Here is a 13,640-nt window from a genome sequence, read left to right as displayed (position 1 = left end):
TTCGTTTCAGCTGTCGTACTTTCGTTTCAGTTGTTGTACTTTCTTCCTGCTGTTATGCTTCTGGCTTCAGCTGCTGTGCCATGTTGAGAGCAGCCTTGCGGCCATCACCCATGGCGAGGATAACAGTAGCACCACCGCGCACAATGTCACCGCCGGCATAGATGGCAGGCTGTGAGCTCTGCATCTGCTCGTTGACGGCAATGGTATTCTTGCGGCCTAACTCCAGACCTTCGATGCTCTGAGGTACGAGAGGGTTAGGACTCACACCCACTGCCACAATCACCTGATCGCACTCCAGCTTGATGGTCTCGCCTGTAGCCTCAGGACGGCGACGTCCGCTGGCGTCAGGTTCGCCAAGCTGCATCACGTCGAGGATGACAGACTTCACGGCTCCCTTCTCGTCGGCCTCATACTCCTTTGGATTATGCAGTGTGAGGAAGGTGATACCCTCTTCCTTGGCATGCTTCACCTCTTCCAAACGTGCCGGCATCTCTGCCTCCGAACGACGGTAAACCAATGTTACGTTGGCACCTAAGCGCTTGGCTGTGCGGCAGCTGTCCATGGCTGTATTTCCGCCACCTACCACAACTACATTCTTGCCTAAGTTGATAGGGGTATCTGTATGAGGATTGGCAGCGTCCATCAGGTTGACACGGGTGAGATACTCGTTGGACGACATGATGTTGAGCGCATTCTCGCCAGGAATGTTCATAAAGTTGGGCAGACCGGCTCCCGAAGCTACGAAGATGCCCTTGAAGCCCTGCTCCTCCAGTTCTTTCACACCGATGGTCTTGCCCACGATGCAGTCGGCAACAAACTTCACACCCATCTTCTGCAGGTTCTCTATCTCTACATCCACGATGGCGTTGGGCAGACGGAACTCAGGAATACCATATTTCAGCACACCGCCAATCTCGTGCAGTGCCTCGAACACAGTGACGTCGAATCCCTTCTTAGCCATGTCTCCAGCAAAGCTCAGACCCGCAGGACCCGAGCCCACTACAGCCACCTTGATGCCGTTGGCAGGATCCTTCTCTGGGATGGATATGTTGCCGCTCTGGCGCTCATAGTCGGCAGCAAAGCGCTCCAGATAACCGATGGCTACGGCAGGCTTGTTCATCTTCAGGTGCACGCAACGGCTCTCGCACTGCTTCTCCTGTGGGCATACACGTCCGCAGACTGCAGGCAGGGCAGAGGTGTTCTTCAGCACCTTGGCGGCAGCGAGGAACTGACCGCGTTCTATGTTCTTGATAAACGAAGGGATGTTGATGTTTACAGGGCAACCCTCCATACAGGAAGGCTTAGGACAGTCCAGACAGCGCTTAGCCTCGGTGAGAGCCATCTCCTTGGTAAGACCGATGTTCACCTCCTCGGTGCGGGTAGTGGCACGGTATACGGGGTCAAGCTCTGGCATCTTCACACGCCCTATGGCTGTACGCTCCTTAGGTTTCATCGAGGCACGCAGTGCCTTGCGCCACTCAGCGTCACGGTTGGTCAGCTCTGCCACGCTCTCGTTGGTAGGCTCCACATCCATTGCCACGTCTGTGCTCTCTTTCTTCTTGGCAGCTTCCACTGTGGCGAGATGTTCCTCGAAGTGTTCCATCTCCTCGCGTTCCACGTCCTTGAAGGTTCCCATGCGCTTGAACATCTCGTCCCAGTCAACCAGGGCACCGTCAAACTCAGGACCGTCGATGCACACAAACTTGGTCTTTCCACCGATGGTGAGTCGGCAGGCACCGCACATACCAGTTCCGTCCACCATGATGGTGTTGAGCGATACATCTGTAGGCAGGTTGTACTTCTGTGTCAGCAGACAGCAGAATTTCATCATGATAGGAGGACCGATGGCGAAGGCCTTGTCGATGTGTTCCTGCTGGATGAGTTTTTCCATTCCTACAGTTACCACACCCTTTTCGCCATAGCTGCCGTCGTCGGTCATGATGATCAGCTTGTCGCTTGATGCACGTACCTCATCTTCCATGATGACAAGGTCCTTGCTTCGTCCGGCAATCACCGAGAGTACCCGGTTGCCGGCAGCTTTCAGGGCTTTGATGATAGGCAGCATAGGAGCCACGCCCACACCGCCTCCGGCGCAGAGCACTGTTCCGAAGTTCTCTATGTGCGTAGGGTTGCCCAAGGGGCCTACCACGTCGTGGATCTCATCTCCCTCGTTCAGGTTGCAGAGTTTGGTGGAGGAGAGTCCCACTTTCTGTACTACCAGTGTGATGGTGCCTTTCTCTATGTCGGCATCAGCAATGGTCAGTGGCATTCGCTCACTGTTGGCATCTACTCGGATGATGACAAAGTTACCGGCCTTGCGGCTTTTGGCGATCAGAGGCGCCTCTACGTCGAAACGATAAACCTTCTCGGAATATTGTATTTTTCTGATAATCTTGTTCATTCTGTTTCTTTGGGTTTTTTAGTTGATTTGGGTTATTATTTATGTTTTTGTATTCGACGGTTGAACTTTATCAAGTTCAGAAGTTATCACTCCCTTCGGTCGTTCGGGAAGTTAAGGGACAACAGCCCTTTTGGAATGGGAGAAGGGGCAAGTCCACAAAGGCATTTGTCTTAACTCCTTAACTCCTTAACTCCTTAACTCCTTTAACTTCCTCATTTTCTAAAGGGACGACTCATTTTAAAAGCAAAAGGATAACGTTGGCAGCATTTCTGCAACCAATGTTATCCTCGTACTTCATATTGTTGTCCAGCGGCGTTGCTGGTCAGAGTGTCTGTGAAATATGACGAAACTTTTTATTCAAAGTTCTTGTCGTCGAGCATCTCGAATCCGCAGTATGGTACCAATACCTTAGGTACGCGGATGCCCTCAGGAGTCTGGTTGTTCTCCAGGATAGAGGCTACGATGCGTGGCAGAGCCAGAGCCGAACCGTTCAGGGTGTGGCAGAGCTCTATCTTCTTGTCGTCAGCATGGCGGTAACGACAGTGCAGACGGTTGGCCTGATAGCTCTCGAAGTTGGAAACTGAAGAAACCTCCAACCAGCGTTGCTGGGCGGCACTCCATGTCTCGAAGTCGTAGCAGATAGAAGAGGTGAAGCTCATATCGCCACCGCAGAGACGGAGGATGTGATAAGGCAACTCCAGCTTCTTGAGCAAGCCCTCTACGTGGTCGAGCATTTCCTTCAATGACTCGTAAGAGTGACCAGGCTTGTCGATGCGTACAATCTCTACCTTGTCAAACTGATGCAGACGGTTCAGACCACGAACATCCTTACCGTAGCTGCCAGCCTCGCGGCGGAAGCAAGCAGAGTAAGCGCAACGCTTGATAGGCAGATCCTTCTCGTCGAGGATTACATCGCGGAAGATGTTGGTGACAGGAACCTCAGCAGTAGGGATGAGGAACAGGTTGTCGAGGTTGGCATGATACATCTGGCCTTCCTTGTCAGGCAGCTGACCTGTACCCAGACCCGAAGCCTCGTTGACAACGTAAGGAGGCTGTATCTCCAAGTATCCGCTCTTGCGTGCCTCGTCGAGGAAGAAAGCCTCCAAAGCGCGCTGGAAGCGGGCCATCTTGCCGATATATACAGGGAAGCCGGCACCGGTAATCTTCACACCCAGGTCGAAGTCTACCAGGTTGTACTTCTTCAGCAAGTCCCAGTGGCAGAGTGCGTCAGGACCCAGGTTAGGCTTCTCGCCGCCTTCCTTTACCACAACGTTGTCTGCTGCATCCTTACCCTCAGGCACCTCGTCGCAAGGTATGTTAGGGATTTCGAGCAGTTCATTGGTCATATCTTGCTGAGCCTTCTCCATGATTTCCTCCAAGGCTTTGCCGTCTGCTTTCAGATTGGCAACCTGCGCCTTGGCGGCTTCGGCTTCCTCTTTCTTTCCTTCCTTCATCAGAGCACCAATCTGCTTGGCAAACTGGTTGGCCTGCTGCTTGTTGGTGTCCAGTTTCTGCTGGGCTTCACGACGGATCTTGTCGTACTCCAAAACTTTCTCTACGGCCTCGCGGGCATTAGGAAAATGCTTTTTCTCAAGACCTTTAATTACACGTTCAGTCTCTTCGCTGATAAGTTTAAGTGTAAGCATAAGATAACTATTTATAAATTGATTTACTATTTGAAGGCAAAATTACAAAAAATATTTCTTATAGCACAATAAAAGGCGAGAAAAAGTGAATGTTTGGGTGGAATTAAACGTGTTTTTCGTTAAAAAAGCAGAAAGCCTGCTCTCGATAAGAGAACAGGCTTCGTATGTTTGTTTGGAATAGTTTGTTTACTTTTAATTAAGCGTCAGCTTTTTTGGTCTTCTCAGCGTAAACCTCTGGAGAGAGAACAGATACTGTGCTCTTGTCCTTGCGGCCCTTGTGGAAGTAAACGATACCGTCTGCCAAAGCATACAGTGTGTCGTCCTTACCCTGAGCTACGTTCTCACCTGGGAAGTGCTTGTTGCCACGCTGGCGAACGATGATGTTACCTGCGATGATTGACTGACCACCCCAGATCTTAACGCCTAATCTTTGTGAAGCTGATTCACGGCCGTTCTTAGAACTACCAACACCTTTTTTATGTGCCATTTCTAATTCCTCCTAATTTTAAGCGATTACAGATTTGATTGTTACCTCAGTGAACTGTGCACGGTGACCGTTCTTCTTGCGATAGTCCTTGCGGCGCTTCATCTTGAAGACGATGACCTTGTCACCCTTTACGAGTGGGTTCACTACTTCTACTACTACTTTCGCACCCTCTACTGTAGGTGCACCGACTGTCACTGCGCCGTCTTTGTCAACGAGCAGCACCTTGTCGAATTCAACAGTCTTGCCAGCTTCTACATCCTTGATGTGATGTACGAAGAGCTTCTTGCCCTCCTCTGCCTTGAACTGCTGACCGTTAATTTCTACGATTGCGTACATTTTTTATTTTATAAACGGGTTTTTCCGCGAGGCGTCTGGCTTCGTGCCAGCTCTTTTTCGAGCCCCAACGAACTAAACTTTTCTGTATTTATTGCCCTTTTCTGGGCTTTCGGGGTGCAAAATTACATAATATTTATCGAATAACAAATCTATCTGTGCCGAAATGCCTCACTTTTAAAAAGATTTAACGTATAGGAGAGAATTTTCCTTGTTAAATCATTCTGTTTATTTATTAACTATCTTACCACAACGCAATCTTGCCTGCAATACCCAAATCAAGAGTGGCTGTTGCGATACCCAAAGCTTGGAATACACGACTCATTGTTGGCAATGTGATAACACTTGTACCTTTCTCCAACTTTGAAATTTGAGCACGCTGCACACCGATACGTTCACCAAGTTGTTCTTGCGTGAGGTTTTGTGCCAATCGAGCCTTGCGTATGGCTTCGCCTACAATATAGGCGTTCACATCTTCTTTGAGTTTAGTTTCCATTGCTTCACGCTCTGGTGTTCCTCTTCTACCCCAAAGTTTATCTTTCATATTGTCTGCTGGTATCAATTTCATCTGTGCCATAATGCTATTTATTTTTATTATTAAAGTACTCTTTTCTTATTTCTTCTGCTGAGCTTTGAATGGCTGCGCATCCAAAAAGGCTTGTGTTTCTTCTGTCAACACCACTTTTAGCTTGTTGATGCCCATTTTGTTTTGAATTATGGTACAAAGATAACGATTTGTTTCCAAACAGCGATACAAAATTCGGTTTTCGCCAAATCAGACCTTATTTTTAACACTCTCACGACTTGATAGTATCAGATACGTAATTTATTCACTCTTTTATTTCCCTAAATTTGAAATTCAAAAATAGGGAACCTTAATTCCGTAACACTATTGTAAAATAAACCTTTTAAGTACCTGGGCAACAAAAAGTTGCCCAGGATTTTGCCATGTCGAAGAATTCACTTATCTGAGTCCACTTGAAAAAGTCTAAAATAGTATTTTTTGTCTTTGCAACTTATTGATAATCAATAGCTTATTTTTTGTAAAATTGACTTTTTCAAGTGGGCTCCTTACTGAAGTTTCGCAAGTGGTTTAAGTACGGGCTGAAGGCCCAAAAGCTCCTATTCCAGGGTATAATAGTAGTCAGCAAGACACCCTGTAAGGACAAAAGCTTTGTATATTAGGAGTTTTAAAGCTTTTGCCCTTACAGGCGTATTGGATAATTTCAAACGCACAGGTCGATATTTTTCTCGTTTATCTGCTAATAGTTGGAACTGAGATGCTGATTTTGTAAAACCTCGAGATTTTTTTTAGATGCCTTGTGCAAAGATCTCTCAGCTTATTGCTTTTGAACGGATTGTCAGAATCTCCATCTTCCTTAGGATATATAATGATGCACGGAACAGATGGAGTCGGTGAGTCTTCGTCAATGTCTTCATATCCTAACTTTCTCAAAATTATTAGATCACGACTATAGCCACTCAGTTGCCTAATGACGTAATTGTCAAGCGTCCCTTTCTCATATTTGGGGATATATTTGGTATCCAGTATAGCATTGAAATGTTTCGACTTGTATAAAAAGTCTGGCAGTCCAGTTACTCCCCGATACTGGTAACTGATTTTCTCTCGATAAGCTTCATATAACAAGCCATACACATAATGTTCGTACAGTAAAGACATATCGAGCACAAACGGCGTGACCCTATTTTCCGTGGCTTCCACATTTGAGAGACTATAGTCAAAATGCTTTAATATGACCTTGGCCAATCGCATGGCTTCCGCATATTCCCGATAGAGTTTATTGGAGCGTATCTGCCCAATGGAATTGATGTTGATGTCATCGCTCACATAATCAAATTTCGATAGTGCTTTCGTGACCATCTGGTTGACTTTTGAATATACTACATTATTGCGATTTATCTTGGCGACAAATCTCTGAGAGAGGACGAGGGCTTTCTTTATCAGTCTGTTCTCTGGGGTATCTACTGAGTAGTCAGCGTATTCGCAATAAATACGGTCGTATCGTTTTACGGCGATATTGATGCGTTCGTTTTTGAGCATCTTGGTATGCCCCTTCACCTTCTTAAGGTTCTCTTGGCGCAGAACATATCCTTTTCTTAACGACTTGATTCTGTTTACCACTCCTATGAAATGAAACACGATAAGTGGACTAACAACACTGCTCAATGCAGGGGCTACAATGGCAGGCTTCTCCTGATCAATGGAATAGATTTTGGAAAACGAATCCACCGCAAGGTCAGAGCAGAAGCATGTCATAAACATGCGCAGGAAATCTATTTTCTCCATTCCTCGTTTTGCCGTAACCACCAATGCTTCTTGCTTGTCAATCCATTCTGCTCCAATTTTGAATGAGGCATAGTACCCCCATGCACTATTATCCATAGGCTTATCCCATTGAATGAGTTGAAGGTTATCGTACCTTTCGCTTTTTTCAACGGGTAAGTCATTTTTGCATAGTTGTTCGTGTTCTTGGAGTTGTATCATTCTATTCGTCTTCTTCGTCTATATAATCTTCGTCCTCATCGTCTACTATCTGCACGGGGTGGAGGGACGCCCAGGCATCGAACGCCTTTTCTTTCTCTTGGTCGTTCACGGTCAAGATGCCGTCATTGATATATTCGGCGATGAGCGGTATTATTTCAAATTCCACCTTGCATTGTAGTTCTTCTTTAGAGGATGCCATAAAGTAGCTGTGGCCCACCATCAGGTCGTCAATGCATAAGTCGCCACACAGATGTTTTGGGTTTGTGATGAAGGCTTTGATATTGTTGAACAAGTCGATGGCTATTGCTTTCAAGTCATCGTTGCCCAATTTCTCATAATGTTTGACTATCACATTCGGGTCAGACTTTAATGTCACAAATGCAAAGCGGCGACGGAGGGCATAGTCAAGCATCCCCGTACTTCGGTCTGTTGTGTTCATCGTGCCTATGATGTACAGGTTGCTTGGCACGCCAAACAATGTTTTGGAGTATGGTAATGTCACTTTTATTGGGTGATTACCTTTGTCTCGTTTGTCCGCTTCAAGCAATGTAATCAGTTCTCCGAATATCTTGGAAACATTTCCTCTGTTTATCTCATCAATGATGAGTACCACTGATTTGTCTGTCTTGGCATGATATTCATTCTTGACCGCTTCAATGAATGCCTGAGCATATTGCTGCCAATTGTTCTCACATCCTTTTCCCAAGGCTTGAGCCTTGATTTTCTCAATATTCAGTGGAGACGGAGAGTAACTTTCCTCACGTTGGCTTGTAGAGTTTGTACTTCTACTGCTGACGGTCTTGTTCCCTTCATTCCACCATACATATAACGACGATTTCCCGGTTACCGTAGGTATTTCCCGACGGTTCTCAAATCCTTTTATCTTTTGCAGGTAATCATCAATACACTCTATAATATCCTTGCTGTCATCGGTCACCACTGCGTTGCATGCTCGTTTGAAGATGCCGTCTTCGGGCTCGTAGGTCACGCCAAGACTTTCGCCATTCTCATTCGACTGAACGCGAGGTTTCAAACCTTCGACGAAATCCTCATAGTCAAGAGACTGATGGAATGTCGTGAAGAATATGCGGTCGTCCTGCAACTCTTCATATTTCTTCATTACTTCATCGTGATTGTCAAGGTCTACTCCGTCTATACCAAGCACACTGAGCGCAATGGCTGCCGTATTATAGGTCTTGCCAGTGCCTGGCGCACCTTGAAGGATTATGTTGTGCTTGGATTTCAGTAGATTGGCACACTTGTTCGTAAAAGCTTTATTTTTCATATTTTCGAGCCATCCGTCTATATATTTATACTGTTCTGTCCATTTTCCGCAGGGAGAGAATGTTCCTTGGGTGAAAAGCCCTGGGCGGGGTTGTTTGTATTCGTTTGCCCATGCTAAGATGTGCACCTTTCGGAAATTCTCGTTAATGTACTTTTCTGACAAATTTGGATCAGTGAAATTTTCCCCTGTGATTTGGCATAGAGCGATAGCCTGACCTCCTTTTCTTACCAGGACAATGTTTCCGTTGTCTATATGCTTGAAATTGTCACACTGTTTGTCGTCCCATTCTCCTGTACCAATCACTGGCTCTTTCTCTAACAGCATGAGTGTTGGATTTATTTCCGTGCCATTTTTCCCTTCTGGAAGATGCATTTGTATGTGCCAGTATTTCTCATATTTCATGTTTAATGGACTATATGTTGCACCATGTTGTGCTATTCGTGCTATATCACCTATTGTTGTATCTTTGCTTATCCAATATTTCTTTGCCCCTACAACAATACCGTATTCAGACATGGCTTTTTGTAACAAGGCATCAAGTTTGACATCCTGTACTTTCTGGTAGAAATTCTTTATCTTGTTGTCAGTCTCGGTGCCATTGCCAGGGTTGGCTTCATGCTTTTCCATCGTGTTGTCAACATATCCGACAAAACGACTTGGAGCAAAGTATATTTGAGAATCTACAACTTCTATGACATAGTTTTTCCCTTGGGACATCCTTTGGATAGCCCAGTCTTTATGCTCGCTGTCCACCTTACCATCGAGGTAAGAATAAAGCGTTTTGATGTTTTGGACTATATCTTCGCGCGTTTCTATTAAATCGTTCCTATCCATAAGCGTTTGTTGTTTTACAATTTTCACAACACTATGATTTAATGTTTTTTTATAAATAGAGGGTGCGTCATGGACTTATGACACACCATCCCATACTATAATATAAAGACTATGGTATAGTATTACTTGACTGGCTCGCCTGTGCTTAAACTCACAAATACGTATTCACACTCTTACCACTCAACTTCGCCACATCCCGAATGAATCAGCTGATAATATTCCTCTCCGATAGGCTTTCTCATATCTTCAAGTGCGAGTTCCATCTAAACTCTATTCAACCTTCTTTGGCAATTTGCTTGAAGTCTTTTCTATTTTCTTCTCGTTGCTTGCCACTCTGCGTTCCACTTTTTTTATGTCCTCAGCAGGAGGAAGGTTTTCGGGCTTTATACCTCGTTGCCCCAGCATCTGCCTTACACTTACATTGTTCTGAATGTGTTCGGCAGTAATGCTCGGTTCACCATAAAGATCTTTCTGCTCCACATTGTAGTTTGTCATTTCTGTTGCGAGGTTCTTTGCAGCAATGGTCAGCGTAGGAAGAAAATCTGCCAACGGGCGTGTTGACTTGATGCCGAGGCGAAGTTTCATGTCTTCGGTGGTGTGTCCGCCAAATAAAGCCGTGTCGCCTTTTGAACGTATACGACCAAATCCACGGTCATCAACACCACGCTCATAAATATTGCGAGACAATTGCTTCTCTGAAGCACGCAACCGATCGCGTGTTTCCAGACGTGAAACTTGCTGCAAATGCTCAGCTATAAGTTCTGCCCGCCTTGTCTGCAATGCAAAATAACCTTGTGCAAAGGCTATTTCTTCTTTCTTAGGATCACCATTCTGAGCTATGAGATAACAAGCAAAGCGAGTGAGCATATAGTCCTTGACTTCACGCTTAGCACCTTTTGCCAAGCTTATCATTTTCGTGACCTCACGAAAATGATCATCCACGTTGATATTCTGTGACTTACATGAATCTACGGCTCTCCCTATAGCTATAGTAAAATTCTCCCAACGTGCATAGCCAAGAACCGACTGAAGCTCGCGTGCAAACCAGACTTCAACCTTTTCCTTGCCATTATCGCTCTCAATGTAATGCGTTATCTCATTGAAAGCGGATGTGTGCAGATTTATTCTTTGAATGTCCATGTTAAAATATTTCTTTGTTTTCTTTCTCCTCACTAAATGCCTTTATCTCATCAGCAAGGATTTTCTGTAATTTCTCTTTCGGTACTATCAACTGATAATCCGCCACACCGATATGTTTCCCATATCTTCAAGCGCAAGTTCCACCTCTATACGTGCCAATGCCTGTGTCTCATACATTTTGAGTTTGATGGCATTGAGCAACAAGTCGCGATTCCAACCTTTTTCCACCGTCTTTGTGGCATAATAGAGAGTTGCATCATCATCTAATCCTTTGCTCAGAAGCAACATATTATGTGACCACGGCAAAAGTGCAACGCTGCGTTGCAGTTTCTTATCATGTCCAATTACTGCGACAGCTTGTCGCAGTATTTCTGCATAATCGCCACCTCCTATTGAGAGCTTGTTGTCTTTATTGTCTGTTGCCATTTTATCAGTCTATATTATCTTCCCAGAGAAGGTCCGTTACTTCTACTTCAAGCGGTGCAGAAAGCTCTGTCAAGGCTTATTCTTTCATTTTGCAAAGATAATCATTTTTTCTGAGAATCTATCCTTTTTCTGCTGTTTTTTCTCTTTTTTCGCTCCCACGTTTGTCGCATTCGCTCCCATGATTCTGTTGTCATATTCCTCTTTCGAATGTTTGCCGCCAGCTTCTTTCAGATTCCACCTCGCAGTGGCCCCCTTGCTATTGGCTATACAATTCCAGCTATTAGGGCTTGTTAGGGACTTGCACCCATTAGATAATGCTCATGCCGAGCGTACAAATAAGGAAGCCTTGTCGGGGCTTCCTTATATGGAGAGTGCTGTATGTGTCTGTATGACTGGTTGTTGACGAATTATTCTTTGTTGTCCAACAGCTCGCTGATTCCTTTGTAGAAAGATGATTTTTGGAAACAGCGTTTCACTCATTAAAAGTTTCTCTATATATGGTAGTTCTACAATTATTTAATCACATTTGACATAATAGATTGCACCATCATGCCTAATCATAATAAATATAGTCATATTCTTGGGAAATACTATTATATTATCGGCGGAAGGAAACCATATATCACTAAAATAATTATATAAATCTATTGTACGGAATACATCTATTGTTTTAAACTCATCCCAATTAATACAGATAACATCACAACATAAATTCAAATCTGCAAATAATTCTAATAATGAAAAGTGGTCATCAAGTGCATTATACTTTTCTATAAAAGAACCATTTGATTGAAAATTATCAAAAACAGACTCATGTAAATCATATACTTTAATATTCTTTCGAAAATGTTGGTAGCATATATTACAGTCTGTTTGATTCAATTTTTGAAACGAGGGAAATAACTCCCCCGTTTCTTTTTCAAATAAATCAATTTTAAAGTTTTCCATATTTTATTTCTTTATAGGCTCAGCACCACTAATACCACCTGCATTTCGTTTGCCTTTTGTGAAATCCCAATAGTTTATATGTGGGTATTATCCTCTGATATGCCCTGGCGAATTTTAAGGCGGTTTATAGCCTCGTTTTGTTGATACTTTCATACGTCCTTTATTTTATGTTTTATCTAAAGAACGATTGACATTTGATTTTATTTCATAGAATTGCAGCATTATCTCAAAATACTGATCTATCAATGGTTTTATACGTATTACGCTATATTTAAATAATCATAGAAAACTTGGCGACATGCATATATTTCAATTAAAATCGAATGATATGTTTTATAAAATAGAGCCAGCTTGGATTCTATTACTGGAACATATTACGGTGTTTTACCGTCTGATGTTGAGACAATACTCACGTTAAATGCTGATGGTACCTTTTTGTTGATACAGGCATACAATGGAAAGTAGAACAAACAGGAAAAGTTAAGAGGAACTTTCCAAGTGCTTGACTACAACATCCTGATGCTTGTACATCCTTTGAGTGGTGACAATAAATTCTATAAGGTGAGGGATGCCAACCATATTGTTCTGATAGATTCGTTCGGTAATGAACCCCAAATAGAGGAAAGAAAGAATTACATTCTGAGGAAGGAAAGATAAAATGCAAATAAACTGTGTTAAACCATAATATTATAGCCTAAATATTACACTACCTCAAAAATGGGCTATGTTTTTACGTTTACCCAATTAAATCCTTGATATTTTATGATTGTTTTGTTAATCTAATCAGAACCGACTTAGCTAAATTATCATCTAATGAATTGTATCTATTGATTAAAAAATCCTTCAATACAGAGAAGCTAATAGTCTCACCACAATCCTCAAATATCAGTTCTTTTTTATTAAAATGGATTATTGAATTTATAAAATTTGATTTTCTTTTTCCTATTATTTTAAATATATGCCCACTTTGGTCAACATATTTTTGATTATTGTAGTATTCTTCAAAGATACTATTATCGCCAGGATAATCCCATAAGTCTCCAATATGGGTTTCTTCCAAATCCTGTGAACTTAAATTACTTAAGGAAATATTAAGTATAGGGAATTGTATTGACATATTACTTGATTATTTATTCAAAAATTCTAAACAAACTATACATTATAGACACAAAACCAACAACATATCCTTGAAGATAATTAATATAGTTTATTGTAAAACTCGGTGGGAAATTACGCCTGTCTTTGTATGTGATATTTAGGAATGTAATACCAAAGGATATTGCACAAATACTATCATATCTTTTAAATAAGATGGTTGTTATTCCTAAGCATATCATCAAAATTGAAAAAATCAAGTAAGTGCTATTTTTTATGGCACTTACCGACTTTTTGTGCTTAATAACTGAAAACATTATTGCAATTCCTGTTATAGACGCTAATATTCCCCAACCACAAATATAGTTCATATTGTTTTGCTTTTATGTTATTACTAAAGAACGATTGGCTATTGAATTTATTGTATTGAATTGCAGTATTAATCAGAAAACGCACAATAATATGTCTATCAATGCTTTTCCATTGTCTCACCAAGCAGAGATAACTTGGCGACACGCATATTCAAGTCATACACGTTT

13 protein-coding genes are annotated in these 13,640 nt (G+C 42.9%); 1 reads left to right on the top strand and 12 read right to left on the bottom strand.

The window, feature by feature from the left end:
• Nucleotides 1-52 precede the first annotated feature (52 nt).
• From F7D20_RS02760 to F7D20_RS02710, 10 genes are all read right to left on the bottom strand, one after another.
• Nucleotides 53-2,401: a bifunctional dihydroorotate dehydrogenase B NAD binding subunit/NADPH-dependent glutamate synthase gene (locus F7D20_RS02760; protein WP_158462752.1), complete on the bottom strand. Its 2,349-nt coding sequence runs from the start codon at nucleotides 2,399-2,401 to the stop codon at nucleotides 53-55.
• Nucleotides 2,402-2,754: 353 nt separating this feature from the next.
• The gene (gene serS, locus F7D20_RS02755) at nucleotides 2,755-4,047 is read right to left on the bottom strand and encodes a serine--tRNA ligase (RefSeq protein ID WP_158462751.1); all 1,293 of its coding nucleotides are present in this window, start codon (nucleotides 4,045-4,047) and stop codon (nucleotides 2,755-2,757) included.
• Between the two features lie 196 nt (nucleotides 4,048-4,243).
• Entirely contained in the window at nucleotides 4,244-4,534 is a 291-nt protein-coding gene (rpmA, locus tag F7D20_RS02750; protein ID WP_006848684.1) for a 50S ribosomal protein L27, read from the bottom strand.
• 18 nt (nucleotides 4,535-4,552) lie between these two features.
• Nucleotides 4,553-4,870: a 50S ribosomal protein L21 gene (gene rplU, locus F7D20_RS02745; protein ID WP_022252371.1), complete on the bottom strand. Its 318-nt coding sequence runs from the start codon at nucleotides 4,868-4,870 to the stop codon at nucleotides 4,553-4,555.
• A 241-nt stretch (nucleotides 4,871-5,111) separates the two neighbouring features.
• Nucleotides 5,112-5,444 carry a helix-turn-helix domain-containing protein gene (locus F7D20_RS02740; protein WP_007897857.1) on the bottom strand — a complete coding sequence of 111 codons (333 nt, stop codon included), beginning with the start codon at nucleotides 5,442-5,444 and terminating at the stop codon, nucleotides 5,112-5,114.
• 678 nt (nucleotides 5,445-6,122) lie between these two features.
• A complete protein-coding gene (locus tag F7D20_RS02730; protein WP_158462750.1) occupies nucleotides 6,123-7,373 on the bottom strand; it encodes a 5-methylcytosine restriction system specificity protein McrC in 1,251 nt (416 codons plus the stop codon).
• Between the two features lies 1 nt (nucleotide 7,374).
• Entirely contained in the window at nucleotides 7,375-9,030 is a 1,656-nt protein-coding gene (locus F7D20_RS02725; RefSeq protein WP_158462761.1) for an AAA family ATPase, read from the bottom strand.
• 732 nt (nucleotides 9,031-9,762) lie between these two features.
• Nucleotides 9,763-10,632, bottom strand: a complete 870-nt coding sequence (gene dinD / locus F7D20_RS02720; RefSeq protein ID WP_158462749.1) for a DNA damage-inducible protein D — start codon at nucleotides 10,630-10,632, stop codon at nucleotides 9,763-9,765.
• A gap of 87 nt (nucleotides 10,633-10,719) precedes the next feature.
• A complete protein-coding gene (locus F7D20_RS02715; RefSeq protein WP_228114082.1) occupies nucleotides 10,720-11,058 on the bottom strand; it encodes a DUF1016 N-terminal domain-containing protein in 339 nt (112 codons plus the stop codon).
• Between the two features lie 516 nt (nucleotides 11,059-11,574).
• A complete protein-coding gene (locus F7D20_RS02710; protein WP_158462748.1) occupies nucleotides 11,575-12,006 on the bottom strand; it encodes a hypothetical protein in 432 nt (143 codons plus the stop codon).
• Between the two features lie 498 nt (nucleotides 12,007-12,504).
• On the opposite strand from F7D20_RS02710, the gene F7D20_RS02705 reads away from it, so the two are divergent.
• Complete coding sequence (locus F7D20_RS02705; RefSeq protein WP_158462747.1) at nucleotides 12,505-12,663, top strand: hypothetical protein; 159 nt, start codon at nucleotides 12,505-12,507, stop codon at nucleotides 12,661-12,663.
• A 103-nt stretch (nucleotides 12,664-12,766) separates the two neighbouring features.
• Here F7D20_RS02705 and F7D20_RS02700 read toward each other — a convergent pair whose 3' ends face one another.
• Both F7D20_RS02700 and F7D20_RS02695 read right to left on the bottom strand, forming a co-directional pair.
• On the bottom strand, nucleotides 12,767-13,123 hold the full coding sequence (locus F7D20_RS02700; RefSeq protein ID WP_158462746.1) for a hypothetical protein: 357 nt from the start codon (nucleotides 13,121-13,123) through the stop codon (nucleotides 12,767-12,769).
• 13 nt (nucleotides 13,124-13,136) lie between these two features.
• Entirely contained in the window at nucleotides 13,137-13,472 is a 336-nt protein-coding gene (locus tag F7D20_RS02695; RefSeq protein ID WP_158462745.1) for a hypothetical protein, read from the bottom strand.
• Between the last annotated feature and the right edge of the window lie 168 nt (nucleotides 13,473-13,640).

The sequence above is a fragment of the Segatella copri genome, from assembly GCF_009495355.1.
GTDB lineage: Bacteria > Bacteroidota > Bacteroidia > Bacteroidales > Bacteroidaceae > Prevotella.
This window is presented reverse-complemented; position numbering and strand designations above follow the sequence as displayed.